Genomic DNA, 26533 nt, shown 5'->3' on the forward strand with positions numbered 1-26533 from the left:
TCCCACCGACTCTCCGCAAAGAGAAGCCGGCCGGGGTATTACTTAATTGGCACTGGCTTATCAAGCACCCTGTTGAGTTCTCAAAGAACAACCGCTACCCGGTTAACCACCCCGGGGCACTCGCTCAACTTTACTAGGTCTTCCCGGCCGTGTCAACCGGTATCTCCCGGTTGGAACCGATCTGCCCTAGTACCTCCCCCGGCCACGGCGCGCAGCATCGCTGCGATCCGTAGTTCGAAGGAGTTTGGCAGGACGGCCGTCAAGCGAATCTCTTCGCTTGCCTCGCCCGTTTCCCTGCCGGCTCGCAAAACATTACAGGCTCGTTCCCGGGCCGCCAAATCGGGTACCACTGTCTCACGTATGCGCAGGTCACCGCCGGGATTCGGTCAAGGTTGGCGTACCGAGACCACACCGTCGGAGACCTGGACCGTCAGCAGCGGCTGGTCGCTGGCGGCCGGACCGTGCACGACACCACCGTCAGTAAGCCTGAAAACACTCCCGTGCCACGGGCAGACCACACACGCGTCCGCCCCGGCTCCGACCACGTCGCCCTCACCGAGCGGCCCCGTCTCGTGGCCGCAGGCCTCGATCATCGCCGTCACCCGGTCGCCCAGGCGGTAGAAGAGCACGGGCACCTCGCCCACGTTCCGTACGAACGGCTTTCCCTCCGGCATGGAGGCCAGCGACCCGACGACCGTCCAGTCCGCCGGTACCCGCAACAGCGCCGACACCGCCTGGTTGACGCCAGCCCCTCGGGCGTACGACAAATGACCGCCCAGATAAGCACCCAGCCCAGCCACCGACAGACCGGCGAAGCCCAGGGCCCGTCCCGACCGCCCACGCAGGCGGGCGACCAGCGAGGCCGCGTAGAGACCGACCGCGACCGCGTTGGCCGAGGCGTGCACGACGCCCACTCGCTGGCGGTCCTTCGACATCTCCGACCAGTCGACCCAGCCGGCTGCGATGGCCGGCGCCGCGCCCGCCACTCCCACGGCGACCAGCGTGGTCGCGGCACGGCGGGTGCCGGGCAGGAGGTCGAGGATCGCGGACGAGATGAACGCGCCCACCGGCACCTGCACCAGCACCGGGTGCAGGGCGTGCCCGGTCAGGGTGCCGTGGAGCAGGTCGCGGAGCCACCGCGGCTTGACCGCGCTGGTCACGGCGGCCTGGAGCTTCTCCACGACTGGGTCGAGGGAGCGGTTCTCTTCGAGCCGGTTGAGGATCTGCATGTGATGGCGTTTCCCGATAGATGACGGGTGAAACGGGGTACCAGCGGTTCATGACGGCCGTGGACAGGCTGGAGCCAGGCGATCACGCTTGCCTGACCTTCAGCGAGACGGAGGAGCGACTCGACCTGCTCGCCGCTTTCGTGACTGCCGGCATTCAGCGCGGCGAGCGGATCGTCTGCTTCACCGACGCGCTCAGCGTGGACGAGCTCCACCGCGATCTGCGCCGCCGGGGCGTACCGGCCGAGGAGGAGATCCGGCCGGCCCGTGACCTGTGGGCCAGCGGTGCCTCACCCGACGCGTCGATCATGGTGCGGCGTCTCGCCGCGGAACGGGACCAGTCCCCGCGCGGTCTGCGGGTCACCCTCGACATGTGCTGGGCCGCCCGTCCGCAGGCCGGCGCCGAGCAGCTGCTCGTCTTCGAGAACGAGGTGTCCAAGCTCTTCGCCGACGGTGGCATCACCGCCATCTGCGAATACGACCGAGAAGCGTTCGATTCGGTCACTTTGGCGTACGCCGTCCGGACGCACCCGCGAACCGTGACCGCCACGGTCTACCACGAGGACGCGACGCTGCGGATCTGCCGCCAGCACGTTCCGCCGGGCGTACGGGTCGCCGGCGAGCTCGGGATCAGCGGTGCCGGCGCGCTGCGGGACGCCCTGGCCGAGGCCGTACGCCTGGACGCGGACGTGCATCTCAACCTCGGCCACCTGCTGTCGCTGGACGACGACGCGGCCGCGGTGATCGTGCGCGCCGCCTCCGGGCTCCCCCGCAACCGGCACATGATCGTGGTGAGCGACCACCGGACGGGCCGTGCGCTCCGGCTGGCCGGAGCACACGGCGTGCCGAATCTGCGGTTACTGGAGAAGTCCCTCTAGGGCCGATCCGATTCCACGGTGGAACGTCGGGTAGGCCCAGATGGTGCTGTGCAGGGTGGACACCGGCACCGAGGCGTGCACGGCGACGGAGAGGGCGCCGATCATCTCCCCGCCCGACGGCCCGGCCGTGGTGGCGCCGACGATCACCCCGCCGGCCGCGATGAGCTTGATGAAACCGTCGTTGCCGGGACCGTGGATGAAGCCGCGGGACGTCGACGACAGCGGCACGTAGCCGACCCGTACGTCCAGTCCGGCGTCCCGGGCCTGCTTCTCGGTGAGACCGACCGCGCCGATCTCGGGGTCGATGAAGGTGACCCGCGGTTTGGCCCGGTAGTCGGCGGCCGGGCCGCCCTGGCCGAGGATGTCGCGGACCGCGACGTCGGCCTCGTACATCGCCATGTGGGTGAAGGCCCCGTTGCCGGTGACGTCGCCGACCGCCCAGACTTTGTCGCCGGCGCGCATCCATTCGTCGGTTTTCACGAAGCGCGCGGACGTGTCCACGCCCAGCTCCTCGAGACCGGTCAGCCGCGCCGCCCGGCCCGTCGCGACCAGCAGTTTCTCGCCGGTGAGGGTCGAGCCGTCGTCGAGCGTGACGGTGAAGCCCTCGTCGTACGAGACGTGGGTCGCGTGAACGCCGGTACGGATCGTGACGCCGTCGGCGGTCAGCGCCGTCGCGGCCACCTCGGACGACTCCGGCTCCTCCATCGCGAGGAGCCGGGCACTTCCCTCGATGATCGTGACCTGGACGCCGAACCGGGCCAGGACCTGGGCCAACTCGACCCCGATGGCGCCACCGCCGAGGACCAGCAACGTCTCGGGCAGCACCTCGAGCTCGACAACCTCGCGATTGGTCCAGTACGGCGTACCGGCCAGCCCGTCGATCGGCGGGATCACGGCCGCGGTGCCGGTGGCGATCACGACGCCGCGCGTGGCCGCGTACACCTGGTCATTGACCTGGATCTTGCCCGGTCCGACGGCCCGCGCCGTGCCGCGTACGAAATGTCCGCCCTTGCCGGTGAAGCGATCGACCGCGACCTTGTCGTTCCAGTCGTCGGTGGCCACCTCGCGGATCCGTTTCGCCACCGGCTGCCAGTCCGGGGTGACGGTCGCGACGCCGGCCAGCCCCGGGATGCGCCACGCCTCGGCGATCGCCGACCCGGCCCGCACCATCATCTTCGTCGGCACACATCCCCAGTACGGGCACTCGCCGCCGACCAGTGTGTTCTCCACGCCCACGACGTTCAGCCCGGCCGCGGCCAGCCGTCCGGCGGCCTCCTCGCCACCGACGCCCAGCCCCATGACGACCACGTCGACCTCAATCTCGCCCATGGCTCCACCTAAGCACCTGCGCGCGTTACCGTGCCCCGGATGGAGGGCTTGATCGCACCAGGTTTCGAGGCCGTCGCCACGGCCTTCGCCACTGACCCCCGAGGCGGTTCCGCCTTGACCGTGCTGCGGCACGGTGAACCCGTCGTCGAGATCTACGAGGGCTGGCGCGACGTCGCGCGCACTCAACCGTGGACCACCGACACCTTGGTCGATGTCTACTCGACCGGGAAACCCGTCATCGCCGCGGCGGTCCTGCTGCTCGGCATCGACCTGGACAAACCGATGTCCGCTTACTGGCCGTCCTTCCAGGGTTCGGTTTCGGTACGGCAGGTGCTCTGCCACACCGCGGGGCTGGCGTCGTTCCCGGTGCCACGCCCGGTGTCGGCCTGGGCGGACTGGGATCTTCTCTGCGCCGACCTGGCCGCGGCCACTCCCCTGTGGGAGCCGGGCTCGGTGGCCGGGGAACATGCTTTGACGTACGGGCATCTGCTCGGCGAACTCGTCCGCCGTGTCGACGGGCGGTCGCCCGCTCAGTTCGTACGGGAAGAAATCGGTCCTGACCTGCTCTATGCCCTGACGGCCGAGGAGCTCGGCCGCTGCGCCGAGCTGCAGTATTCGACGCCGGCCTGGCCGACGGAGACCCTGGCCCGTTCCACGATGGTGGCCAACCCGCCCGGCGCCTTCGACGTGGCCGTCGTCAACAGTCCGCTCTGGCGGCAGGCGACGATCCCGGCCGTCAACCTGCACACCACGGCGACCGCCGTCGCCCGCTTCTACGCCGGCCCGTCCGCCGCCGCCCTCCCCGTGGCCCAGTACACGGGCCCCGACAAGTTCATCGGCGCGGAGGTGACCTGGGGTTACGGCGTCCAGCTCGAGCCGGACGGCACCTGGGGACACGGCGGCACAGGTGGCTCGGCCGGCTGGTCCGACCCGTCCCGCGACCTGACCATCGGCTACGTCACCCGCCGCCTGGGTGACTTCGCCGCCGTCGACCGCGTCGAAGAGGCCTTGCGGAACCTCTGATCAGACGCCCGGCTCGACCGGTCCGCGCGCATCATCGCCCGCAGTTGCGGCCGGATTCCTCAACCGGGCGACGCCCCGGCCGATTCTGAACCTTCGCGGAAAGAGGAACACCGAGGAGACCGAGAGGACCCCCGCACGGGCAGGGCTGGTGCCCGTGATCCCCGAAGTCTCTTCACAGTGGTGCCCGCGGCCTTCCCCCTGGGTCGCGGGCACTGCCGCGTATCGACCCCGGGTCTACCCCGGAAAGCAAAACGTCCACCGTGCGTTTCCGCAGGTGGACGGTGCTCAGAGCCCGGCGAGAGGCCTGGTGGCCAGGGGCGGGGTCGAACCGCCGACCTTCCGATTTTCAGTCGGACGCTCGTACCAACTGAGCTACCTGGCCTTGGGTGTTGCGGTCCTGACGGGACTTGAACCCGCGACCTCCGCCTTGACAGGGCGGCGAGCACTCCAACTGCTCCACAGGACCTTGCTCTGTACTTCTTTCCTACCGGCTGGCGCCTCGGCTACCTTACACTGCCGACTTACCAGTGCCCCCAACGGGATTCGAACCCGTGCTACCGCCTTGAAAGGGCGGCGTCCTGGGCCACTAGACGATGAGGGCAACTCCGCTAGTATTGCATGCTCGCAATGCTTGGCGGCGTAGACCCCAACCGGGCCCCGCTTGAGGCTTGGAAAGCATACGTGATCGACGGCCCCAGCTTCAAATCGGTATCCCCTGGGGGTCACCCAAGGCTGTGACCTGCGGAAACCTAGGGTCGACAGGCGGCTGCAAGGGTCTGCACGGCCGAAGTGAGGTCAGTGAGCTGGACCACGTTCTCCGGCAGGGGGTGCGACCAGCCGGGGCCGGCGGCCGCGGTCAGCAGCGGTGGGTGCGGGGAGTGCAGCACCCGGAGCAGCTGGGCCGGGTCCCCGGTGGCCGGCGTCTGCGACCAGAGGACCACCACGTCGGGGCCGGTGCGGGCGATCGCGTCGGCCAAGGCGTCCGGTGGCACCCGGGCGCCGAACAGGCGGGTGGGTACGCCGGCCTCGGCCAGGGCCGCCGCCAGAGCCTCCAGGGGCAGCGTGTGCTGTTCCTCGTCGGCGGCGGCCAGCATGACCCTCGCGGGCTCGCTGGAGGGTGGCCGGGGCACGGCGGCGAAGACCTCGGTGACGGTACGGGACACCAGGTGCTCCACCTCGATGAAGCGCTGGGTGGCCTCGTAGCGTTCGCCGATGCCGATCAGCACCGGCACGGCCACGTGGTTCCAAGCCTCGATCACCCCGCTCTCGGCGACGGCGGCCTGGAAGATCTCGCGCATCGCGGGAGTGTCCAGGCGCATCGCGGCTCGGGCCATGCCGCGGGCGGGTGGTGTCGCCGCGCCCAGGGCGATGGCCTGCCCACCGCCGTCGCGTTGGGGGCCCGGGGGCCGCGCGGCCGAGAAGTCGGAGATGTTCAGCGAATCGACGCGCCGGGCCCAGGCGGCGGCCTCGGCCGGGGCCACGCCCTGGGCGGTCAGCCGTTGCATCACCTGGAGGCGTTCCATGTCCTGCTCGGTGTACCGCCGATGGTGCCCGGGCACGTGCGAGCTCGGCCCCAGCCCGTACCGCTGATGCCAGGTCCGCAATGTGGTGACCGCCACGCCCAGTCGGCGGGCGACGGCCCCGGCGGTCAATCCCTCAACGGCCACCCGACGGCTCCGAGGCCGACGAGATACCGAGGTGTTCGGCCAGGCGGGTGGACACTCCCAGGAGCCAGGGTGCGTACGCCCGGGCGTCGCCGTCCAGGTCGTCGAGCAGATCCGGCACCGAGACCCACCGCAGATCGGTGACCTCGTCGGGATCGGGTGCCGCCGGCACACCGGCCGGCAACTCGCCCAGGAGGACGTGGTCGTACTCGTACTCGACCCGCCCGGTGGCCGGGTCCTCGGCGTAGTACGCGTACACCCCCACCTCGGTCAACGGAACGGCCGGCAGCCCCAGCTCCTCGCCCAGCCGCCGACCCGCCGCGACCGCCAGGTCCTCTCCGGGCGCCGGATGCCCGCAGCACGTGTTGGCCCACCTCAGCGGGAAGCGTGTCTTGACCGCCGCCCGCTGCTGCAGCAGCACCCGCCCGGACTCGTCGCGGAGGAACACCGAGAACGCCCGGTGCAGCTGGCCGGGCGCCCGGTGCGCCTGGTCGACAGTGGCCGAGCCGAGCACCTCGCCCTCGGCGTCGACCAGCTCGACGAGATGCGACTCCCGCGCCGTCACGACGTGATCCTCTCGGCCGCGAGCTTGCCCGAGATCAGGACCATGGGCACGCCCACGCCCGGCTGCGTGCCGGAGCCCGTGAAGACCACGTTCTCCAGCGACGGATGCAGGGTGGACGGGCGGAACGGTCCGGTCTGGGCGAACGTGTGTGCCGCCGCGAACGGCGTGCCGGCCGCCATGCCCTGGTCGAGCCAGTCGGCCGGGGTGATGATCTGCATCGCCTCGATGCCGTCGCCGAAGCCCACGTAGCCGCGCTGCTCCAGCGTCTGCACCAGCGACGACGCGTACCGCTCGGCGAGGCCGCCGCGCCAGTTCATCGGGCCGGTCTCGAGGTTGGGTGCCGGGGCGAGTACGTAGTAGGTCTGTTTGCCGGGCGGCGCCGCCGACGGGTCGGTGTGGGTGGGGTTGGTCACCAGCAGCGAGGGGTCGCTCATCAGCAGGCCCTTGCGGATCACCTCGTCGAACGTGCCCCGCCACTGGTGTCCGAAGTGGATGTTGTGGTGACCGATCTTGCTGTACGCCCGGTTCGACCCGATGTGCAGGACCACGCAGGAGGGCGAGTACCGGAAGTTCCGCTGCCGGCGGGGCGGCAGCAGGTCGCGCGAGGCGATCGGCAGATCGGGGTTGAGGACGACCACGTCGGCCGGGATGTGCTCGCCGTCAGTGGTGATCACGCCGGTGGCGCGGCCGTGCGCGAGCGGGACCCGGGCGACCGTCGTGTCGTACCGGAACTCCACGCCGTGTTTCTCGGCCGCGCCGGCCAGAGCCTTGGGGACGGCGTGCATGCCGCCCTTGGGGAAGTACACGCCGACGACCGAGTCGAGGTAGGCGATCACCGCGTAGATGGCCAGCGCGTCCTGCGGGGCGAGTCCGGCGTACATCGCCTGGAAAGAGAAGATCCGCTGGGTACGAGGATCACGGAAGTACTGATTGATCTTCGGCTGGAGCCGCCGCATCCCGCCGATGCCGAGCAGCTTCAACAGGTTGAAGTTGACCAGGTCGAACGGGCTGTCGAGGTTGCGGTCGATGAAGTGGTCGCGCTCGAGTTTCCACAGCTGCCGGGTGAAGTCGACGAACCGCAGGTAGCCGTCGGCCTCGCGGGGACCGCAGACGCGGGAGATCTCAGCCGCCATCCGGACCGTGTCCGTCTTGACGTCCAAGGTGGACCCATCCGGGTAGTAGGCCCGGTACGCGGGGTCGAGCGGGGTCAGCTCGAGCCAGTCCGACAGCTTCTCGCCGACGGCCGCGAGGGGTTCCTCGATCAGCTCGGGCATGGTCAGCACGGTCGGGCCGGTGTCGAACTCGTACCCCTGAAGGCTCAGCCGGCCGGCCCGGCCACCCGGCACCGACTCGCGTTCGACGACGGTGACCTGACGGCCGGCCGCGGCCAGGTGAAGGGCGCAGGCGAGGCCGGCCAGGCCGGCGCCGACGACGACGACCCGCTCGGTGGGGCCAGTGACGGTTCGCATGGTGGACATCATGCCGGTCGGTGCGTAGCCCGCACCGCAAGCTCGATGAGGGCGGCACGCGCGTCCTCGTGGAGAGGAGCGCCGGCCAGGGCGGCGACGCCGTCGGCCACCCGCTCCTGGATCATCGCCTCGAGGCGGGCCGGAGCGCCGGTCTCGGCGATCACCTGAGCCCGCTGCGAAACCGACGCAGGGGTAGGACCGCCGGAGCCGTCGGCGGGGTTGACGGCTCCGGCGGAGTCGAGGACCTCTCGCTGTGTGGGAGAGGCGAGGCGGCGGGCCAGCATCAGCAGTGCTGTCGGCTTGCCCGACCGCAGGTCGTCACCGGCGGGCTTGCCGGTGACCGAGGGGTCGCCGTAGACACCGAGAAGGTCGTCACGCAGCTGGAACGCCTCGCCGACGGCGAGGCCGTACTGTCCGTACGCGAGATCGATCTCGGGGTGGGCGAGCCCGGAGAGAGCGAGGCCGAATTGCAGGGGCCGCTGGATCGTGTAGCTGGCGGTCTTGTGTCGCGCCACGAGCAGCGCGCGCTCGATCGACCACGAGTCGGGCTCGGCCTCGCCGAGGACGTCGAGATATTGCCCGGCGATCGCTTCGACGCGCATCCGGTCGTAGACCGACCGCACGCCCTGCGGCGCCTGGGCCCGGGCCAGCAGCTGGTCGGCCCAGACGAGACAGAGGTCGCCGACCAGGATCGCGGCCGAGGAACCGAACCGTTCGCCGTTGCGGCGGCCGAAGATGCGGTGGGCGGTCGGGCGGCCGCGGCGGGTGTCCGACTCGTCCATGACGTCGTCGTGCACCAGCGCGAACGTGTGCATGAGCTCGAGCGCCGCGAACGCCGGCAGGACGGGCTCGATCGGCTCGTCCTCTCCGACGGCGCCGCGCCAGCCCCAGTAGGCGAAGACCGGGCGCAGCCGCTTGCCGCCGGCGAGCACCAGGTCACGAGCCGTGCGGGCGAAGCCGCCGAGCTCCGGGTCGATGGAGTCGAGGGCGGCGGTCTGCGCGGCCAGAAAATCGGCCAGCGTGCCCTGGATCGCGTGAATGAGCGAATGGGGGGTGGCGCCCTGGCGGGGTATCCCGCGGTGCCTGCTTCCCTGGAGCGTGTCGTTGGCCACGAGAAATACCGTACCCTAGCCTCAGGGTTGCGTCGATTCGTGCGTCGATTTGATTGGGGAAACGAGTGGATCTCGATCTGGCCGCCTCCTACGAGCGCTGCCGTGAACTGCACAAGAAGCACGGCCGCACCTACTACCTGGCGACTCAGCTCCTCCCCGCCTGGAAGCGGCGCCACGTGCACGCGTTGTACGGCTTCACCCGGTACGCGGACGAGATTGTCGACCGCACCGAGGACCTGCCGCCGGCCGAGCGGGCCGCGCTGCTGACCGAGTGGTCCGACCTGTTCGTGGCCGGCCTGCGCGGCGAGCCGGTCGACGACCCGCTGCTGCCCGCGGTGCTGCACACCATCGCCGTCTTCGACCTCGACGTGGACGACTTCGCGACGTTCCTGCGCTGCATGGCGATGGATCTCACGGTCACCTCGTACGCGACCTACGACGACCTGCTCGACTACATGGAGGGCTCGGCCGCCGTGATCGGCACGATGATGCTGCCGATCCTCGGGTCGAAGGATCCGGTCGCCGCCCGGGAGCCGGCCCGTCAGCTCGGCTTCGCGTTCCAGCTGACGAACTTCATCCGCGACGTCGCCGAAGACCTCGACCGCGGCCGGGTCTACCTGCCCGAATCGCACCTCGCCGAGTTCGGCGTGACCCGCCGCGCGCTGGAGAGACGACAGCCGACACCGGCGGTCAGAGCGCTTGTCGAGTACGAGGTCTCGCGCGCCAAGGAGCACTACGCCGCGGCCGCCGTCGGCATCCCGATGCTCGACCCGGCCTCACAGGCCTGCATGCGCACGGCGTTCGCCCTGTACGGCGGCATCCTGGCCGAGATCGAGGCGGCCGGCTACGACGTCTTCGCCGGCCGGGCCACCGTGCCCAACCGGCGCCGGGCCGCCGTCGCGGTGCGCAGCCTGCTCACCCGGCCCGGCACCCCCGTGCACCTGGCCGCCTGATGCGCACGGCCGTCGTCCTGTTCACCCGCGACCTGCGGGTGCACGACAACCCCGCCCTGGCCGCGGCGTGCGCCAACGCCGAACAGGTGGTGCCGCTCTACGTCCTCGACCCGGCCCTCGGCAAGCTCTCCCTGAACCGGACGCGCTTCCTGCACCAGGCCCTGGCCGACCTGCGCAAGACGCTGCGCGCCCTCGGCGGCGACCTGGTGATCCGGATGGGCGACCCGGTGGCCGAGGCCATCGAGGTGGCCCGTGCGGTGGGCGCGGAGGGAATCGGGATGGCCGCCGACGTCAGCGGCTACGCCCGCCGGCGCGAGGACCGGCTGCGCCGCGAATGCGAACGGCACCGGATCGCCCTGCGGTTGTTCCCGGGCCTGACCGTGGTCGACCCGGGTGCGCTGCGCCCGGGCGGTGGCGGCCAGTCGTACCGGGTCTTCTCGCCCTACTTCCGGGTCTGGCAGGCGGCACAGTGGCGCGAACAGGTGGCGGCGCCAACGAAGATCACCCTGCCTCAGGGGGTCGCGGCCGGCCGCCTGCCGGCGCTGCCCGACGGCGAGTCGCCGGACGCCGCCGAGGGCGGGGAGACCGAGGCCCGGCGGCGGCTTTCCGCGTGGTTGCGCCATGTGGAGCCGTACGCGGAACTCCACAACGACATGCCGGCCGACGGGACGAGCCGGCTCAGCCCGTACCTCCGCTTCGGTTGTCTGTCGCCCCTCGAACTGGCCAACGCCACCCGCGAGAACGAACCGTTCGTCCGGCAACTGTGCTGGCGCGACTTCTACTACCAGGTCGCCCTCGCCTTCCCGGAGATCTCGGTGAAGCCGATGCGCCTGGCCGCCGACTCATCATGGCGGGATGATTCGGACGCGCTCCAGCACTGGAAGGATGGCCTGACCGGCGTGCCGATCGTGGACGCCGGGATGCGCCAGCTCCAGGCGGAAGGATGGATGCACAACCGGGCCCGGCTGATCACCGCGGCGTTCCTCACCAAGCATCTCGGCCTCGACTGGCGGCCGGGCGTGCAGTGGTTCTTCCGCTGGCTGCTCGACGGGGACGTGCCGAACAATTCCGGCAATTGGCAGTGGGTCGCGGGCACCGGGAACGACACCCGGCCGTACCGGCGCTTCAATCCGATCCGCCAAGCGGAGCGGTTCGACCCTTCGGGCGTGTACGTTCGTCGCTACGTACCGGAACTCAAAGGAATCGAGGGCGTGGCGGTCCACCAGCCGTGGCGGCTGCCGGCGGACGTGCGCCGCGGCCTCGACTATCCAGGGCCGCTCGAGTCACACCGGGACGAGGCGGTCTGGCTGCGGCCGTGAACCCCCGCCCGGTACGCCCGGGCGGGTAAAAGCGGAGCCCGCCGGCCGGTTGCGTCCGTCATAACGTCAAAGCCGGCGGGCCCCGCCCTTCTTACCGCCGTGGCCTCGACCCCGCTCGTCGATCCGCAAGCGCAAGGCCCGCGACTCCAGATAGCGCCGCTCGGGCAGGCTCAAAGTCCGACGGGCGGCTTCCCGGTACGCCCGTTCGGCGCCCACCGGATCACCGGCCATCTCCAGCAGATGCGCGCGGACCGCGGCCACCCGGTGATGGTCCAGCGCCACGCCTTCCAGGGCGCGCAGGGCGACGAGCGGCCCGTCCACCTCGGCCAGGGCCACGATCCGGTTCAGGGTGACCATCGGCCCGGGCGCGAGCACGTCGAGCAGGCGGTAGAGCTCGAGGATCTGCGCCCAGTCGGTGTCCGCGGCCGACGGCGCCTCGGCGTGCACGGCGGCGATCGCGGCCTGCACCTGGAACGGCCCGACCGCGGTCTCCCGCAACGCCGCGGTGACCAGGCGGATGCCCTCGTCGATGGCGGCCCGGTCCCACCTCGTGCGGTCCTGCTCGGCCAGCGGCACCAGGGCGCCGTCGTCCCCCGTCCGGGCCGGCCGGCGGGCGTCGGTGAGCAGCATCAACGCGAGCAGCCCGGTGACCTCGCCGTCGTCCGGCAGCCGCGCGTGCAGCTGCCGGGTCAGCCGGATCGCCTCGGTGCTGAGCTCCACCCGCTGCAGCGCCGGGCCCGCGCTCGCGGTGTGCCCCTCATTGAAGATCAGGTACAGGACCTGGCGTACGGCGTCCGGGTTGGTCTGAACAAAACGGGCACCGGTCTCCTTGATCCGCCGCTTGGCCCGGCTGATCCGCTGGCCGACAGTGCTCTCCGGAATCAGCAGGGCCCGGGCGATCTCGGCCGTGGTGAGCCCGCCGACCGCCCTCAAGGTGAGCGGAATCTGCGACGAGGGCGTCAGCTCCGGGTGGCAGCAGAGCAGGAGCAGCGTGAGCTCGTCGTCACCGCGTACCTCCGGAACCGGATCGGGAGGCAGCGCCTCCCGCCGCCGCCGAGCCTCGTCACTGCGCAAAGCCTCGATCCGGCGCCGCGACGCCACCCGGATGAGCCAGGCCCGCGGATCGCCGGGAACACCCTCGGCCGGCCACTGCCGCGCCGCCGCCAGAAGAGCCTCCTGAACGGCGTCCTCGCACGCGTCGAAATCGCCGTACCGGCGCACCACCGCGCCCAGAACCTGAGGCGCGGCCGTACGGAGAACGTCCTCTAATCCCATGCGCTCATATCGAGAACGGGCCGCACCTCGACCTCGGTGTTGGCGGCGTCGGGCACCTTGGCGGCCCAGGCGGCCGCCTCCTCCATGCCGGCCACATCGATCAGGTAGAAGCCGGCCAGATGCTCCTTGACCTCGGCGTACGGCCCGTCGGAGACAACCGTCTCGCCGCCGCGCACCGAAACCCACTTGGCCAGTGACGGATCGGCCAGCCCCTCGGAGGCGACATGAACCCCGGCCTCGCGCATCTCCGCGTTGAGGTTCAGATGCCCCTTGCCGAAAGCGGTCCGGTCGTCGTCGGACATCTTGTCCCAGACGGCCAGGCTGCGCGGGTTCGACTGAATCAGGATCAGATATTTCATCGCTCATCTCCTTCTCTCGTCCAGGATGTCGAAACCACAGCGCCGGCTTCGACGTCCCGCACGAGATTTCTTCTACCGAGGAGACCGACATGCAAGAGATCCGCGAAGTCATCGAACGCCGAGCCGCCCTGCTGGAAACCGGCGACGTGAAGGCGATGCTGGCGTACTCGGCCCCCGAGGTGGTCGAGTTCAGCCTGGCACCACCACTGAGCACGAGGGTGGACACCACGGATCCCACTCCAACCGAGCAGTGGCTGGCCACGTTCGAGGCCCCGCCCCGCCGCCAGGTGACCCAGCTGGAAATCACCGCCGACGGCGACGTCGCCTTCGCCACCAGCATCGACTCGATGACGGCAACCCCCAGGGGAAGCACCGAGCCCTTCACCCTCTGGTACCGAGTCACCGTGGGCCTGCGCCGCCTGAACGGCCGCTGGCTCATAACCCACGAACACGAGTCGGTCCCGTTCCACATGGACACCGAAATGAAGGCCGCCATCGACCTCGAGCCGTAGCGGACTTATCCACAGCCGGTCGGAGGCTGGTCTCTCGAGGGGGAAGTGGTGCGAGGATGTCGCTGTGGCGAGCCGCGGTCGCTCGGAACCGGTGGTTGATACTCACCCGCGATCGGCACATTCGGGAAAACCTTCGCGAGATCGAGGCAGTGCGCACCTTCGGCGCTCGAATGATCCCGCTATCAGGACCGGAAGCGCGCGGAACCTTCGAGCAACTCGAGATCATCATGATCCCATGGCGGTCCATCGGGCGGCTGCTCGATGACCCAGGGCCTTTCATCTACACCGCCACGAGAACCAGCCTCAGGGCCGTGCCGTTGTCTTAGCGCCAATCGAACTCCCGGAAGCGGTGCCCGCGGCCAGGGGGAGGCCGCGGGCACCGGGGTGAGGGGGTCTTGAGGATCACGGGCACCAGCCCTGCCCGTGCGGGGGTTCCTCTCGGCCTCCTCGGTGATCCCTCTTTCCGCGGAGGTTCAGAATCGGTCGTTCTGGCGGGTGGTTGAGGAGTTGGGCGGGGCATTTCGCGCTTATTCGGGCTGGCTTCCGGGGGTTGATGGGGCGCCGCGCGGTCGGCAAGAGTGTGTCCCAGGTCGATGGGCAGCGGTTCGAGGAGGAACGCGGTGCTGACTTTCACCAACGCGGCGGAGCAGGCGGCCTGGACGATGGCGGAGGCGCTGAGCGAGAAGGCGTTCGAGGCCATGCGGCTGGCCGAGGAGGCTCAGGAGAAGTTCCGGGCCGGGCGGATGGCCATGCGCAAGCAGTTCCGGGCTCGGGGGCTGTCCGACGTCGACGCGAGCATCCGCTGGAAGGGGACGGCGCAGGCGCAGGCCGCGTGGGCCGACCAGGAGTACTACATGGGGCAGGCGTCCATGTACAACGAGGCGGCCGCCGCCCAGTACGCGAAGGCGTTATATCTCAAGGGGCACTAGGCCGCCCGGTGGCGCAGCGTGGCCACCGTCGAGCCGGCCAGGGCCAGCAGGCAGTCGGGCAGCTGGCCGTCGGCGATGGCCGCGCCGAACAGGGCCTCGCCCGTGTAGATGTCGCCGTTGACGTACGCGCTGACGAAGCGGGCCACCCAGCGCTTGTCGTACCGCGCGTCGTCGATGCCGGGGAAGTCGAGGGTCCAGGCGCCCCCGGACGGGATCTGGCCGACCATCGTGGCGGCCAGGCACCACGCCACGTCGTAGGCGCCGACGATGCCGTCGCGGTCGACCACGGCGTCGAACGTGCCGACCACTGCGTCGCTGTCGCCGGTCAGCGCACGCTGGAGCACGAGCGCCGCGTCGTCGAAGGCGTGCTGTGGAACCTCGGTCACGTGAGAAAAGGTACGTGGATCGGTCAAGGTTCGCTTGTCAGCGCGGAAATATCACGCTCCGCGCAACAGGCAGGTGATGCGCGCGGTGCACACCCGGTCGCCGCCCTCGTCGGTGATGACGATTTCGTACGTCGCCATCGTGCGGCCCCGGTGCACCGGGGTGGCGACGCCGGTGACGACGCCGGAGCGGGCCGCCTTGTGGTGGGTGGCGTTGATGTCGACGCCCACGGCGAACGGCCGGTCGACGCTCTGGCCGTGCATGACCGCGCCCACCGAGCCCAGCGTCTCGGCCAGCACGCAGGACGCGCCGCCGTGCAGCAGCCCGTACGGCTGGGTGTTGCCCTCGACCGGCATGGTGCCGACGACCCGCTCGGCCGAGGCCTCGCTGAGCTGGATGCCCATCCGCGTGCCGAGGGTTCCGCCGCCACCGGTGGCGCTGAGGAGGTCCTGCACGCTGTCGGCAGCAATGTCCATTCGATCCACGGTACCGGTGTGACCCGGCTCGCGGAGCTGTGACGTGAGCCCTACTCTCGTCAGCGAGACGAAGCCGTGAAGGGGAGAACCGCATGACTGAGCCGCAGGAGACCGTCGAGACGCGCGGTAACGACCGCGTCGACCTCATCGCGCAGGACGCGAACGGCGACGGGAAGCCCGATGTCTGGGTGTCCGACACCGACGGCGACGGTAAGCCCGACCTGTACCAGTTCGACACCGACGGCGACGGCAAGGTCGACATCACCATGGTCGACCTGGACGAGGACGGCACCCCGGACATGGTGGTGGACGGCGACGGCGGCCTGCCCCCGAAGCTTTAGGAACCGCCCAGCGCGGACAGGGCCACCCACAGGACGGCGATCGCCACCACTGTCGTGAGCACGGTCGACGCCGTGTGCCGCCACGACGTGGGCCCGGCGATCGCCTCCGGGTGGCCCAGGCGTTCCAGCGTGGCCCGCTCCGAGCGGATCACCGATGACCATTGTCCGATTCCGGGCACCGAATCGCGGCTCAGTTCGACACCCAGCCGCGCCTGGGCGCGCTGGAGCCGGCGTACCGAAGCCTTGGCCCGTCGTGGCGCCTGCCGGCGGGCCGCCGCTCGACGGGAGCCGGACCGCAGAGCGAAGAGCTCGTCCGAGGTGATCAGCGCTGGATCCCGCAGGGTGGCGAGCCGTGAGGCGTAATAGTCGGCCTCGCGGTCGTGCAGACGCCTGACCAGCAGCAGGATCAGCAGCAACGGGGGCAGCCCCTTGAGCAGGATGACGCCCAGCAGCGCCAGGACGCCGTTGCCGAGGCCGTCGGTGAGCAGCGGCGAATTCCAGAGCACGTGCGCCGCCCACGCTCCGAGGACGGCCAGAACGGCGCGAACGGGCTCACGGCGTACGACCAAATAACCGACGCCGGCCCCGGCGAGTGCGCCGAACAGGGTGTGGCTCCAGACGCTGGAGAGGAAACCACGCAGCAGGAACGTCGTGATCACCGGCTGAATCTGATCACCTTGGCCGGCGAGCGCGACAGCGCCCACGGCGAAGACGACGTCCTCGGCGATCTGGAAGCCGAGACCGACCATCGCGCCGTAGACGACGCCGTCGAGGACGCTGTTGACCTGGGCGCGGGCGACGAGCACGATCGCCACCACGCCCAGCGTCTTGGCGATCTCCTCCACTGTCGGCCCGGCGACCGCCGCTCCCCAGTCGGCCGCGAGATGCGGCGAGCCGAGCTTGGCGACCAGGTTCTCCAGCGCCGCGCCGCCCGGTATCGACACGGTCGTGGCGACCAGGGCGCCCCACGCGAACGCGACCACGCGCAGCCGGACCGGTTCCCGTTCGAGGAAGTCGAGCTCCGACACGACCAGCCAGAACGGCACGGCGAGCAGGGCGAAGAGCAACACCGAGGTCAAGGTCGCTTTGGGGTACGCCGTGACGAACTCCCCGGCCAGCAGCGCCATCCGGACCGCGCCGGCCGCGAGCAGGACCAGGACGACGCCGAACGCGGGCGCCGACACGCGGATCCGGCCGCTGGCCGGGCGGACGACGGAGGCGGTCACCGGCCCTCCCCGTCGTGGCGCAGGGTGCGGGTGCTCGCCTCGATCTGCGGCAGCGTACGCCCGAGATCCAGATCGTTTCCGCTGATCGTGACCTCGATGGTGTGCTCGTCGGCGACGAAGACCGCGTACCGGCCGCCGCGCCCGGGCGCCGTGTATCCACCCTGGAGACCGGCCAGCCCGCCGGCCGTGCTGACCGCGAGCTGGGCGCCGGTCACCTGGTAACCGGCGGTGTTGGTGATCCGCTCACGCAGGCGGGAGGCGGCCGCGTCGAGGTCACCCCGAAAGGGGCGTACGGCGATCGCGTACCGCACCGGACCCAGCCGGAACAGAACGGTTCCCTCGTTCTCGCCGGGCCGCGTCTCGGTGACGTCGATGGTGGCCCCGGCCGGCGGCACCACGCTGACTCCGGCGCCGACCTGGTACGGCTCGTCGGGGCTGACCGCGCGCTGCGCCGGGAGGGACCGGTCGAGGGCGGGCAGTCCGTACGCGAGCCCGGCCAGGGTGGCGACGACACCCACGGCACCGGCGAGATTCATCAGCTCACGCCGGGTGATCCTCCCCATGACCCAACGCTAACGGCGGGTAAGGCGTTCACCACTGTGGAGCCAGGGATATTACGGATTTGTCCGTTCTAGCAGGAGGTACTTTGGCGGCACGGCATCGGTCAGCCAGACCCCGTTCTCGCTCCGGTGGAATATGTGCCCGGCCGCTTCCATCTCTTCCGCGGCCACCCGCAGCACCATCACGTCGGCCGAGCGCCGGCGGCCGACGACCAGCGCCGTCGAAACATCGGGCGACAGGTGTACGTGATGACGACTGCCCGGCCGCAGGCCGTCGCGCAGGATCGACGACCGGTTGCGGCTGGGCGTGCCGTGGAACAGCACCGCGGGCGGCGAGGCGGGCACCAGGCCGAGGTCGACGGCGACCCGGCGGGAATGGCCCTGGTTGGCCCGGATCCACTCCGTCCCGTCGGCCCGGCGCTCGATCGCGTACCGGGACTTCTCGTCGTTCGCGACGATCTCGTCCAGCTCGGCCCGGCCGATCGGCAGCGCCGCCAGCAGGTCGCCGACCGGCACCCAGCCGTTCGCGTCGAGGGTCAGCCCCGCCGTCTCGGGCCGGTGCCGCAACAGGAAGGCGATGCGGCGGCTGACACTCATCCCGCCAGTTCCAGGACCGCTATGTAGTAGGGCCGGTCACCGTCGTCGACCGCCTTGAGCCGCCACGCCGTCCCCTGCACCAGCGCCTCCAGCTCGGCCACCGAGCAGTTCAGGTAGTCGAACCACTCGGTGGCCAGCAGCCGGTACCGCAACCGCAGCCGCAGCTGGCCGCCGAGCCGTCCGCGCTCCCGGTTCCGCTGATGGTAGGAGACGTGCACGGGATCGGTGGTGCCGTACGGGTCGGTGCCCTGGGCGATGAGCCGGGCGCCCGGGTTGGCCAGCCGGGCCAGCGCGTCCAGGAAGACGGGCGCGCGCTCGGGACCCTCGATCAGTCCGAGGTTGTTGCCGAGCAGCAGGAACGTGTCGTACCGGACGGCGGCCGAGGAGTAGGCGTCGACCGTGTTGAGCACGGTGTCGCGCAGGCCCCGGCGCCGGGCGATCTCGATGGCGCCGGCCGAGGTGTCCAGGCCGGTCACCGCCATGCCGCGTTTCTGGAGTTCCACCGCCGTACGGCCGGCTCCGGTCCCGATGTCGAGAACGTGCCCGCGGCACAGCCGCAGCGCCCGGTGGTCGTGCGGCTGCCACTCGTCCGGCCCGGCCAGATAGTGATCGGCCGGCGCGCCGTTGATCAGGCCGTCGTCGCGCTCGATCACCTCGATCACCGGGCGCGGCACGCGGCCGCCCGCCAAGGGCCGGGGGCCGACTCCGGTGTGTACCGCGTACGCGTCCCGGATCATCTCGCCGAAGACGTCGCCGATCGGTGGTTGTTCCATGGTGCCCACCCTCGGCGCATGACCGCCCGGGGGCAACTCGGTTGGCGTGAAATACGTCCGGCCGGGGCCGTCACGGCTGACGTATTCCCTCGTTTCATCCAGCAGGAGAAGCTGATCAAGAAAAACTGCTCAGGAAACGAGGAAGGGGCGATCGCCTTCCCCGACGTCGCCCCTTACAACGATCTTTCGTACCGACTGAGGTCCGCTCAGTCGCCCTGACGCTGCGTGGGAATCTGCCCCTGCAGCAGGGCGCGAACCTCCGACTCCCGGTAACGACGGTGGCCGCCCAGAGTGCGGATCGCACTCAGCTTGCCGGCCTTCGCCCACCGGGTGACGGTCTTCGGGTCGACACGGAACATCGACGCCACCTCTGCCGGCGTTAGTAGCGGCTCAGGATCGTGCGTACGCGATGCCATCGGTCACTCCTCCACAGGTACCTACGAACATCGGCCGGGGTCCCGCCGGCCGGTGCGTCTCTCATGGTCCGGCTAGTCCCCGATGTCCGACATGGGCCGAACGGACGAACGTCCCCAGATAGACGGATGAAGCATGCCCGATTTTTGCGTGTTTTCTACGCCAGATAGTGTCTCGTTTAGTCCGATTATCACGCTTCGGCCAGCGGTGATCACGAAGAGTATTCACTTCGGGAGCGTTCCCACGGGCCGCGAAACCCGCCGGTCTGTCCGCATTTTCGCAGCTCAGTTGCAGCGCTCGAGGAGCTGGACGGCCCGCCACCGCTCGACGAGCTTCTCGTAGACGGCGGAGGCGTCGTCGGCGTCGCCCCGGGACAGGGCGGAAAGTCCGGCTGCCACCAATCCGGGTGAATCGTCCGCCGCGAGGTCGTCATCCGGGAGAAGGTTGACGAGGCCGCCGTAGTCGAGCTCGACGATGGAGCGCGGGTGGAACTCCTCCAGCCACCGGGTGCCCTCCTCGACCGCCTCGGTGATCGGCGCGTCGCCCAGCGACTTGCGCAGCACCGCGACGGCGCGGTGGGCCCGCCGGCGGGCCTTCGAGATCTCCGTGCGGTACCGCAGCGTGCGTCCCTCGGACGTCAGCGAGAACTCCCGCTCCTCCAGGTCGACGAAGGCGAACCAGCGCAGCGGGACACCCCAGGTGGCGATCTGCTCGTGCACCCGCGGCACGCCGTGCTCCAGCACCTTGGCGCCGCTGCGCCAGTCCTCGACGATGGCCTTGGCCTGCCCGGCCAGCACCGGGGGCACGAAGGCGTCGGCCAGCACGCTGGGCACCCCGTCGCGCGCGTTGAGCGCGGCCTCGGCCACCCGCAGGCGCAGGTTCCAGGGGCAGACGAGCAGGGAATCACCCCACTGCAGCACGTACGCCTCGTCGGGCAGGTCGGGCAACCGGGTCCAGCCCGCGCCCAGCGCCTCGAGCACCGCCGTGCGCTGACGGACCGGACCGTCGACCGGGCCGAGATCGCGGCCCTCCCGGGCATAGCGACGCCAGAACACCTGACGATCACGGTCGAACGCGGTCAGCGGCTCGTAAACCCGTAGGTACGACGCGAACAGTGACGGCACGGCGCGAGTCTTTCACGAATTCGGCCGAGCGGAACTTCCCGCGCGGACGTAATCCCGAGCGGGGGAGCACTACTAGGCTCGCAGATGTCCGGCATACCCCCGCCGGGACAACGGGTCCCACGAGGGCCACAACAGAAGAATCAGGAGAACAGCCATGGGCGTGTTCGACACCGACGGCACCGACGCCACCGGTCACGAACAGGTCGTCTTCTGCCAGGACAGGCAGACCGGCCTCAAGGCGATCATCGGGATCTACTCGACGGCCCTCGGGCCGGCGCTCGGTGGCACGCGGTTCTATCCGTACGAGAGCGAGGCGGACGCGCTCGCGGACGTGTTGAAGCTCTCCCGCGGGATGGCGTACAAGAACGCCCTGGCCGGCCTGGACCTGGGCGGGGGCAAGGCGGTCATCTGGGGTGACCCGGCCCGGGCCAAGTCCGAAGGGCTGCTGCGGGCGTACGGCCGCTTCGTCGAGTCCCTGCACGGCCGCTACTACACGGCCTGCGACGTCGGCACGTACGTGCCCGACATGGACGTCATCGCCCGCGAGACCAAGTACGTGACCGGGCGCAGCCTCGAGCACGGCGGCGCCGGCGACTCCTCCATCCTCACCGCCTGGGGCGTCTTCCAGGGCATGCGGGCGGCGGCCGAGCACGCGTGGGGCCGTCCGACCCTGGCCGGGCGCACGGTGGGCATCGCCGGGCTCGGCAAGGTCGGCAAGTACCTGGCCGGCCACCTCGTCGAGGACGGCGCCACGGTGATCGCCACCGACGTGAACGAGGCCGCCCTGAGCTGGGCCCGCACCACGTACCCCCAGATCGAGCTCGTCGCCGACACCCAGGCCCTGATCACCAGCGACCTCGACGTCTACGCCCCGTGCGCGCTGGGCGGCGCCCTGGACGACGACACCGTGTCCGCGCTGCGGGCCAAGGTCGTCACCGGCGGCGCGAACAACCAGCTGGCTCACCCCGGCATCGAGAAGACGCTTGCCGAACGAGGCATCCTCTACACGCCCGACTACCTCGTGAACGCCGGCGGCGTGATCCAGGTGGCCGACGAGATCGAGGGCTTCAACTTCGAGCGGGCCAAGCTGCGCGCGACCGGCATCTTCGAGACCACCCGCCGGATCCTCCAGCTGGCCGACTCCGAGGGCGTCTCGCCGGCGGTCGCGGCCGACCGGCTGGCCGAGCAGCGGATGGCCGAGGTCGGCCGGTTGAGGTCCATCTACCTGAGCTGAGGACGGCCTCCTGACCGGTCGATCCGGTCGAAATGGGAGGGGTTTCGCGCCTGCCGCGCGTCCCGGGACGGAAAACCGCGACGCGCGGCAGTGTCACAGGCAACCCGAGGTGCCAAACAAGGCATCGTCCATGTACCGTAAGACCCACGAGAGATGCCTGACGTCATCGGGGCCCGCCTTCGGGCTGCCCCGAATTCTGTGCGAGGGGGTCGAGCCATGGGGCGCGGCCGTGCTAAGGCCAAGCAGACGAAGGTGGCCCGGGAGTTGAAATACCACTCCCCGAACACCGACCTCACCGCCTTGCAGCGCGAACTGGCGGGTACACGCCAGTCCGACCGTCACTTCGACGACGACAACGATGAGTTCGTCGACGATGACGAGGATGATGCTGACGACGACCAGGACAGCTGGTCGCCTACAAGGCGCTGACCCGTATTGCACAGAGCACGCGGCCGACCGCGTGCTTCCGTGTGTCGTGGTCACCTTCCATCCAACGGTTCAACACTGAAGCCCACGCGGGGTACCAGCCCGCGTGGGCTTGAACCGCCGCTACCGCGGTCGGTTGTTCCAGTTGTAGAACGTGGGAATGTTCTCGAAGTGGTTCCAGGCGCAGACCGCTGAGCCGCCGTCTTCCGACGTGCTCTCCGCGCGCTGCCGTCGAGCCTCCTCCGCCTCGGCGATGAGGGCCGCCAACCCGGCCCGGGTGTCTCGTACCCGTGCCGTAACCGGATCGCTCCCCGCGTCGTCAGACAGCCGTGGGTTCATGATCTCGGGCATGGTCCAGCACTCCCTCCAGTAGGCGCATCTTGCTGTTCCGGCAGTGGTCCGTCTCGGTGGTGTCGAACCGGCCGGTCTCGAAGTAGCGGTTGGCCGCGTGCGCCCCGCCGCAAAAGCCGAAATAGGGGCAGGTCGCGCGGCAGGACTCCACACCGCGCAGGAACTCGGCGATCCAGGGCGAACCCTCGGCGCCGGCCAGAATGGCGCCCAGCGGTGCGCTCAGGACGTTTCCGCTGGTGAAGTCGCCGTAATGGGGGTCGGAGAAGCCGGCCAGTTCCGGTGAGAGCAGCACCACCGAGCCGTCGTGGGCGATCGTCGGGATGGGGTCGAGCCGGCGCGGCAGCAGCTCGTCGGCGGTCCCGTCGAGGACAGCGGCCGCGTATCGCAGGGACCACTCGACCTCGCGCAGGTGGATTCTCGGATCGCGACGCCAGGCCGAGACCAGCTCCGCCCAGAAAGCCGTCACCTCGGCCGCGTCGTGGCCGTTGGTCCTGGTGTTGACCCCCTCCAGCTCTTCGACGTTGATACCGAGCACGTCGCAGCCCAGCTCGAGGAAATAGTCGTAGAGCTCGGCGGCCACGCCCGGCCGCGGATCGCCGACCACGCAGAGCGCCGAGAACGGGATGCCGTGCCGGCGTAGCGCTTCGACGCCGCGCAGGATCCGGTCGTAGGCGGGGCGGCCGCCCCGGGTGACCCGGTCGCCGTTGCGCGCCTCCGGGCCGTCCACGCTGACGCTGACCCGTATCTCGTGCTCGGCGAAGAACTCGCACCAGGCGTCGTCGATCAGCGTGGCGTTGGTCTGCACGTGGTGCTCGACCGCCGGGCCGAACGGGGCGATCAGCGCGGCGAAGTGCTCCCGGCCGGCGGCGAGCGGTTCCCCGCCGTGCCAGACCACCGAGAAGCGCCCGCCGGCCGCCCACGGCTCGACCGCCGTGGCCACGGCCCGCGCGACCTCGACCGGCATGCGTTTGTCGACCGCGCGGAAAGGCAGATAGCAGTAGGAACAGTCGAGGTTGCAGAGCGTCGTGGGCTGCATGACGACGTAGGTCGGCACGGGCGCTATCCCGCGCATCCCGCTCCACCTGTCCGCCACACGCACCTCCTAGGTCCCCGACGTCGTCAGGCTAGGCCCCACAGTCCACCCTGAACACGAAAGATCCGCATGTGCCCGACATCGACACACGCGGATCATTTCATGTTCATCTTCACAGCCGGCGTCAGCCGCGGGTGTACTGCCCCATCATCTGCACCTCGCCGGTGCCCTCGATGACCTCGCCGACCTGCCATGCCTCGACGCCCCGGCCGGTCAGGTAGGCCATGGCCCGGTCGGCGTCGTCGGCCGAGACGATCGCGAACATGCCCACGCCCATGTTGAACGTGGCCTCCATCTCGTGGTCCTCGATCCGGCCCTTGGCCTGGATGAGGTCGAAGATGGGCTGCGGGCGCCAGGTCGAGCGGTCGACCACCGCGTCGGCGTTGGCGGGCAGGACGCGGTTCAGGTTGCCGGGGATGCCACCGCCGGTGACGTGGGAGAACGCGCGGACGTCGGTCTCCTCGATCAGGCCCAGGCAGTCCTTGGCGTAAATCTTGGTCGGGGTCAGCAGTTCCTCGCCGAGGGTCCGCTGAGTGCCGAAGTCGTCGACCACCGAGTCGAGCCGCATGCGGCCCGCGCCGAGCAGCACGTGACGGACCAGCGAGTAGCCGTTGGAGTGCAGTCCGGAGGAGCGCATGGCGATGACCGCGTCGCCGACCTCGACCCGCTCGCGGCCGAGGATCTCGCTTTCCTCCACCACGCCGACGCCGGTGGCGGAGACGTCGTACTCGTCGGGGCGCAGCACGCCCGGGTGCTCGGCGGTCTCGCCGCCGAGCAGGGCGCAGCCCGCGTAGCGGCAGCCGTCGGCGATGCCGGCTCCGATCTCGGCGACCTTGTCCGGCACGACCTCGCCGCAGGCGATGTAGTCGAGCAGGAACAGCGGCTCGGCACCGCAGGCGACCAGGTCGTCGACGACCATGGCGACCAGGTCGATACCGATCGTGTCGTGGATGTCGAGCTGCTGCGCGATCACCAGCTTGGTGCCGACGCCGTCGGTCGAGGAGGCCAGGATCGGGCTCTTGTATTTCTGGGTGTTCAGCCGGAACAGGCCGGAGAACCCGCCGAGGTCACCGATCACCTCGGGCCTGGTGGTCTTTTTCACCTTGGACTTCAGCAGCTCGACCGCGCGGTCGCCGGCCTCGATCGAGACACCGGCGTCCGCGTAGGTGGACGTGCGCTTACGAGCACCGCCGCGTCCAGCACCGGCCGTCCACGGCTGGTTGGACCCGGCGTTGTTGCGCTCGGACACGTGCGTCACGGTTCTCCCCTTAGAGCTGCTTGGTACATCAAAGTCACTGGTGATGCGAGGCGACGGCTTCGTACTCCGTCTCGAGTTCCGCCACCGCCGCGGTCGCGGCCTCGTCGGTCGCGGACGGCATGGACGCCCGCTTGCCGACGCCCTCGAGCAGATGCTTGCCGATCAGGTTGCCGGCCGGGAGCTCGATCGGGTACTCGCCGTCGAAGCACGCCATACAGAGGCGCGACTTCGGCTGCTCGGTCGCCTGCACCAGGCCGTCCAGGGAAACATAACCCAGGGAGTCGGCGCCGATCGAGCGGCGGATGCCATCGATCTCCAGGCCGTTGGCGACGAGCTCGGCCCGGGTGGCGAAGTCGATGCCGTAGAAGCACGGCCATTTCACCGGCGGCGACGAGATGCGGACGTGCACCTCGAGCGCGCCCGCCTCGCGCAGCATGCGTACCAGCGCGCGCTGGGTGTTGCCGCGGACGATCGAGTCGTCGACGACCACCAGGCGCTTGCCGCGCACGACCTCGCGCAGCGGGTTGAGCTTCAGGCGGATGCCGAGCTGGCGGATGGTCTGCGACGGCTGGATGAAGGTGCGGCCGACGTACGCGTTCTTGGTCAGGCCGGCGCTGTACGGGATACCCGAGGCCTCGGCGTAGCCGATCGCGGCCGGCGTGCCCGACTCGGGCACCGGGATGACCAGGTCGGCCTCGACCGGGTGCTCCTTGGCGAGGCGGCGGCCGATCTCGACGCGGGCCGAGTACATGTTCCGGCCGGCGATCGTGGTGTCGGGGCGGGCCAGGTACACGTACTCGAAGAGGCAGCCCTTGGGCTCGGGCGCGGCGAACCGCGTCGAGCGCAGGCCGTGCTCGTCGACCGCCAGCATCTCGCCCGGCTCGACCTCGCGCACGAAGCTGGCGCCGACGATGTCGAGGGCGGCGGTCTCGCTCGCGATCACCCAGCCGCGCTCCATGCGGCCCAGCACCAGCGGGCGCACGCCCTGGGGGTCGCGGGCGGCGTACAGCGTGCTCTCGTCCATGAAGACGAAGCTGAAGGCGCCGCGCAGGCCCGGCAGCACCTCGAGCGCCGCGGCCTCGACCGAGAGGTCGGGGCGGCTGGCCAGCAGGGTGGTCACCAGGGCGGTGTCGGAGGTCGCGCTGTCCGCCTCGAGGCCGCGCTCGGCGACCTCGCGGGACAGGTCGGCCGTGTTCACCAGGTTGCCGTTGTGGGCCAGCGCGATGGTCGTGCCGGCCGTGGTGGCGCGGATCGTGGGCTGGGCGTTCTCCCAGTTCGAGCCGCCGGTCGTCGAGTACCGCGTGTGGCCGATCGCGAGGTGGCCGCGCAGGCTGGCCAGCGTCGGCTCGTCGAAGACCTGCGACACGAGGCCCAGATCCTTGTAGACCACCACACCGGAGCCGTCACTCACAGCAATACCGGCGGCCTCCTGGCCGCGGTGCTGAAGAGCGAAGAGCCCGAAGTAGGTGAGTTTGGCGACCTCTTCCTCGGGGGCCCAGACGCCGAAGACGCCACAGGCATCCTGGGGGCCGCGCTCCTGGGGGTCGAGATCGTCGGTCAACCGGCCGTCGCCTCGGGGCACCTGTCGCTCCCTCATGCTGATCTGCTCGAACGTGAGTGGGATACCCACCGCTCCGCTCCCGACCGCCCAGTGTACGCGAGC

At 70.1% G+C, this 26533-nt stretch carries 31 protein-coding genes and 3 tRNA genes; 11 read left to right on the forward strand and 23 right to left on the reverse strand.

What is annotated here, in order from left to right; genetic code table 11:
• Nucleotides 1-386: 386 nt before the first annotated feature.
• Entirely contained in the window at nt 387-1229 is an 843-nt protein-coding gene (locus ACGFJ7_RS45665) for a Rieske (2Fe-2S) protein (RefSeq protein WP_360248217.1), read from the reverse strand.
• 50 nt (nt 1230-1279) lie between these two features.
• On the opposite strand from ACGFJ7_RS45665, the gene ACGFJ7_RS45670 reads away from it, so the two are divergent.
• Nucleotides 1280-2104 carry an MEDS domain-containing protein gene (locus tag ACGFJ7_RS45670; protein ID WP_360248215.1) on the forward strand — a complete coding sequence of 275 codons (825 nt, stop codon included), beginning with the start codon at nt 1280-1282 and terminating at the stop codon, nt 2102-2104.
• Here ACGFJ7_RS45670 and ACGFJ7_RS45675 read toward each other — a convergent pair.
• Nucleotides 2084-3433, reverse strand: a complete 1350-nt coding sequence (locus tag ACGFJ7_RS45675; protein ID WP_360248213.1) for an NAD(P)/FAD-dependent oxidoreductase — start codon at nt 3431-3433, stop codon at nt 2084-2086. The genes ACGFJ7_RS45670 and ACGFJ7_RS45675 overlap by 21 nt on opposite strands.
• A 39-nt stretch (nt 3434-3472) precedes the next feature.
• Here ACGFJ7_RS45675 and ACGFJ7_RS45680 point away from each other — a divergent pair, with 39 nt between their 5' ends.
• A complete protein-coding gene (locus ACGFJ7_RS45680) occupies nt 3473-4456 on the forward strand; it encodes a serine hydrolase domain-containing protein (protein ID WP_392648693.1) in 984 nt (327 codons plus the stop codon).
• 305 nt (nt 4457-4761) lie between these two features.
• On the opposite strand, the gene ACGFJ7_RS45685 is transcribed toward ACGFJ7_RS45680, so the two are convergent.
• From ACGFJ7_RS45685 to ACGFJ7_RS45715, 7 genes are all read right to left on the reverse strand, one after another.
• Nucleotides 4762-4838 (reverse strand) — tRNA-Phe (locus tag ACGFJ7_RS45685).
• A gap of 10 nt (nt 4839-4848) precedes the next feature.
• Nucleotides 4849-4922, reverse strand: a tRNA-Asp gene (locus tag ACGFJ7_RS45690).
• A gap of 62 nt (nt 4923-4984) precedes the next feature.
• Nucleotides 4985-5057 (reverse strand) — tRNA-Glu (locus tag ACGFJ7_RS45695).
• 148 nt (nt 5058-5205) lie between these two features.
• Nucleotides 5206-6123 carry a MerR family transcriptional regulator gene (locus ACGFJ7_RS45700; RefSeq protein ID WP_360248209.1) on the reverse strand — a complete coding sequence of 306 codons (918 nt, stop codon included), beginning with the start codon at nt 6121-6123 and terminating at the stop codon, nt 5206-5208.
• Nucleotides 6113-6685 (reverse strand): isopentenyl-diphosphate Delta-isomerase, encoded by a 573-nt coding sequence (gene idi / locus ACGFJ7_RS45705; RefSeq protein ID WP_360248207.1) that lies wholly within the window; start codon nt 6683-6685, stop codon nt 6113-6115. Before idi ends, ACGFJ7_RS45700 begins: the two co-directional genes overlap by 11 nt.
• Nucleotides 6682-8154, reverse strand: coding sequence for a phytoene desaturase family protein (gene crtI / locus ACGFJ7_RS45710; RefSeq protein ID WP_360248205.1), 1473 nt, complete (start codon nt 8152-8154; stop codon nt 6682-6684). The genes idi and crtI overlap by 4 nt, the downstream gene beginning before the upstream one ends.
• 8 nt (nt 8155-8162) lie before the next feature.
• On the reverse strand, nt 8163-9266 hold the full coding sequence (locus ACGFJ7_RS45715; protein ID WP_392648697.1) for a polyprenyl synthetase family protein: 1104 nt from the start codon (nt 9264-9266) through the stop codon (nt 8163-8165).
• Nucleotides 9267-9331: 65 nt separating this feature from the next.
• Between ACGFJ7_RS45715 and ACGFJ7_RS45720 the strand changes: the two genes are divergently transcribed.
• Both ACGFJ7_RS45720 and ACGFJ7_RS45725 read left to right on the forward strand, forming a co-directional pair.
• Nucleotides 9332-10219: a phytoene/squalene synthase family protein gene (locus ACGFJ7_RS45720; RefSeq protein ID WP_360248201.1), complete on the forward strand. Its 888-nt coding sequence runs from the start codon at nt 9332-9334 to the stop codon at nt 10217-10219.
• A complete protein-coding gene (locus tag ACGFJ7_RS45725) occupies nt 10219-11538 on the forward strand; it encodes a cryptochrome/photolyase family protein (protein WP_392648700.1) in 1320 nt (439 codons plus the stop codon). Before ACGFJ7_RS45720 ends, ACGFJ7_RS45725 begins: the two co-directional genes overlap by 1 nt.
• A gap of 66 nt (nt 11539-11604) precedes the next feature.
• Here ACGFJ7_RS45725 and ACGFJ7_RS45730 read toward each other — a convergent pair whose 3' ends face one another.
• Complete coding sequence (locus ACGFJ7_RS45730) at nt 11605-12813, reverse strand: RNA polymerase sigma factor (RefSeq protein ID WP_392648703.1); 1209 nt, start codon at nt 12811-12813, stop codon at nt 11605-11607.
• Complete coding sequence (locus tag ACGFJ7_RS45735; protein WP_360248195.1) at nt 12804-13172, reverse strand: YciI family protein; 369 nt, start codon at nt 13170-13172, stop codon at nt 12804-12806. The genes ACGFJ7_RS45730 and ACGFJ7_RS45735 overlap by 10 nt, the downstream gene beginning before the upstream one ends.
• Before the next feature lie 89 nt (nt 13173-13261).
• On the opposite strand from ACGFJ7_RS45735, the gene ACGFJ7_RS45740 reads away from it, so the two are divergent.
• The 3 genes from ACGFJ7_RS45740 (at nt 13262) to ACGFJ7_RS45750 (ending at nt 14613) form a co-directional block, all read left to right on the forward strand.
• A complete protein-coding gene (locus ACGFJ7_RS45740; RefSeq protein ID WP_360248193.1) occupies nt 13262-13684 on the forward strand; it encodes a nuclear transport factor 2 family protein in 423 nt (140 codons plus the stop codon).
• A gap of 56 nt (nt 13685-13740) precedes the next feature.
• A complete protein-coding gene (locus ACGFJ7_RS45745) occupies nt 13741-14010 on the forward strand; it encodes a hypothetical protein (RefSeq protein WP_360248191.1) in 270 nt (89 codons plus the stop codon).
• Nucleotides 14011-14304: 294 nt separating this feature from the next.
• Nucleotides 14305-14613: a hypothetical protein gene (locus tag ACGFJ7_RS45750; RefSeq protein WP_360248189.1), complete on the forward strand. Its 309-nt coding sequence runs from the start codon at nt 14305-14307 to the stop codon at nt 14611-14613.
• Here ACGFJ7_RS45750 and ACGFJ7_RS45755 read toward each other — a convergent pair.
• Both ACGFJ7_RS45755 and ACGFJ7_RS45760 read right to left on the reverse strand, forming a co-directional pair.
• Nucleotides 14610-14999, reverse strand: coding sequence for a hypothetical protein (locus ACGFJ7_RS45755; protein ID WP_360248187.1), 390 nt, complete (start codon nt 14997-14999; stop codon nt 14610-14612). The genes ACGFJ7_RS45750 and ACGFJ7_RS45755 overlap by 4 nt on opposite strands.
• Before the next feature lie 51 nt (nt 15000-15050).
• Nucleotides 15051-15473 (reverse strand): hotdog fold thioesterase, encoded by a 423-nt coding sequence (locus tag ACGFJ7_RS45760; protein WP_360248185.1) that lies wholly within the window; start codon nt 15471-15473, stop codon nt 15051-15053.
• Between the two features lie 92 nt (nt 15474-15565).
• On the opposite strand from ACGFJ7_RS45760, the gene ACGFJ7_RS45765 reads away from it, so the two are divergent.
• A complete protein-coding gene (locus ACGFJ7_RS45765; RefSeq protein ID WP_360248183.1) occupies nt 15566-15814 on the forward strand; it encodes a hypothetical protein in 249 nt (82 codons plus the stop codon).
• Here ACGFJ7_RS45765 and ACGFJ7_RS45770 read toward each other — a convergent pair.
• From ACGFJ7_RS45770 to ACGFJ7_RS45785, 4 genes are read right to left on the reverse strand one after another with little or no spacing between them, the layout of a single operon-like run.
• Nucleotides 15811-17040 (reverse strand): PrsW family intramembrane metalloprotease, encoded by a 1230-nt coding sequence (locus ACGFJ7_RS45770; RefSeq protein WP_360248181.1) that lies wholly within the window; start codon nt 17038-17040, stop codon nt 15811-15813. The genes ACGFJ7_RS45765 and ACGFJ7_RS45770 overlap by 4 nt on opposite strands.
• On the reverse strand, nt 17037-17603 hold the full coding sequence (locus ACGFJ7_RS45775) for a hypothetical protein (RefSeq protein WP_360248179.1): 567 nt from the start codon (nt 17601-17603) through the stop codon (nt 17037-17039). The genes ACGFJ7_RS45770 and ACGFJ7_RS45775 overlap by 4 nt, the downstream gene beginning before the upstream one ends.
• A gap of 51 nt (nt 17604-17654) precedes the next feature.
• Nucleotides 17655-18197 (reverse strand): RNA 2'-phosphotransferase, encoded by a 543-nt coding sequence (locus tag ACGFJ7_RS45780; RefSeq protein ID WP_360248177.1) that lies wholly within the window; start codon nt 18195-18197, stop codon nt 17655-17657.
• Entirely contained in the window at nt 18194-18970 is a 777-nt protein-coding gene (locus ACGFJ7_RS45785; RefSeq protein ID WP_360248175.1) for a methyltransferase domain-containing protein, read from the reverse strand. Before ACGFJ7_RS45785 ends, ACGFJ7_RS45780 begins: the two co-directional genes overlap by 4 nt.
• An 18-nt stretch (nt 18971-18988) precedes the next feature.
• Here ACGFJ7_RS45785 and ACGFJ7_RS45790 point away from each other — a divergent pair, with 18 nt between their 5' ends.
• Entirely contained in the window at nt 18989-19189 is a 201-nt protein-coding gene (locus ACGFJ7_RS45790) for a hypothetical protein (protein WP_392648713.1), read from the forward strand.
• Here ACGFJ7_RS45790 and ACGFJ7_RS45795 read toward each other — a convergent pair.
• Both ACGFJ7_RS45795 and ACGFJ7_RS45800 read right to left on the reverse strand, forming a co-directional pair.
• Entirely contained in the window at nt 19177-19386 is a 210-nt protein-coding gene (locus tag ACGFJ7_RS45795; protein ID WP_014687221.1) for a BldC family transcriptional regulator, read from the reverse strand. The genes ACGFJ7_RS45790 and ACGFJ7_RS45795 overlap by 13 nt on opposite strands.
• Nucleotides 19387-19668: 282 nt before the next feature.
• Nucleotides 19669-20508, reverse strand: a complete 840-nt coding sequence (locus ACGFJ7_RS45800; protein WP_360248173.1) for a hypothetical protein — start codon at nt 20506-20508, stop codon at nt 19669-19671.
• A 154-nt stretch (nt 20509-20662) separates the two neighbouring features.
• Between ACGFJ7_RS45800 and ACGFJ7_RS45805 the strand changes: the two genes are divergently transcribed.
• Both ACGFJ7_RS45805 and ACGFJ7_RS45810 read left to right on the forward strand, forming a co-directional pair.
• Nucleotides 20663-21742: a Glu/Leu/Phe/Val dehydrogenase gene (locus tag ACGFJ7_RS45805; RefSeq protein WP_392648718.1), complete on the forward strand. Its 1080-nt coding sequence runs from the start codon at nt 20663-20665 to the stop codon at nt 21740-21742.
• 216 nt (nt 21743-21958) lie between these two features.
• Nucleotides 21959-22171: a DUF3073 domain-containing protein gene (locus ACGFJ7_RS45810; RefSeq protein WP_133873684.1), complete on the forward strand. Its 213-nt coding sequence runs from the start codon at nt 21959-21961 to the stop codon at nt 22169-22171.
• Between the two features lie 120 nt (nt 22172-22291).
• Here the strand turns inward: ACGFJ7_RS45810 and amcA are convergent, their stop codons facing one another.
• The 4 genes from amcA to purF all read right to left on the reverse strand — a co-directional run bounded on the left by amcA (nt 22292) and on the right by purF (nt 26452).
• Nucleotides 22292-22519, reverse strand: a complete 228-nt coding sequence (gene amcA, locus ACGFJ7_RS45815) for a multiple cyclophane-containing RiPP AmcA (RefSeq protein ID WP_360248169.1) — start codon at nt 22517-22519, stop codon at nt 22292-22294.
• Nucleotides 22488-23591: a cyclophane-forming radical SAM peptide maturase AmcB gene (gene amcB, locus ACGFJ7_RS45820; protein WP_360248349.1), complete on the reverse strand. Its 1104-nt coding sequence runs from the start codon at nt 23589-23591 to the stop codon at nt 22488-22490. Before amcB ends, amcA begins: the two co-directional genes overlap by 32 nt.
• 145 nt (nt 23592-23736) lie before the next feature.
• Entirely contained in the window at nt 23737-24870 is a 1134-nt protein-coding gene (gene purM / locus ACGFJ7_RS45825; RefSeq protein WP_360248167.1) for a phosphoribosylformylglycinamidine cyclo-ligase, read from the reverse strand.
• A gap of 34 nt (nt 24871-24904) precedes the next feature.
• Nucleotides 24905-26452, reverse strand: a complete 1548-nt coding sequence (gene purF, locus ACGFJ7_RS45830) for an amidophosphoribosyltransferase (protein WP_360248347.1) — start codon at nt 26450-26452, stop codon at nt 24905-24907.
• Between the last annotated feature and the right edge of the window lie 81 nt (nt 26453-26533).

The organism is Actinoplanes sp. NPDC048988 (assembly GCF_043197815.1).
Classification (GTDB): domain Bacteria; phylum Actinomycetota; class Actinomycetes; order Mycobacteriales; family Micromonosporaceae; genus Actinoplanes.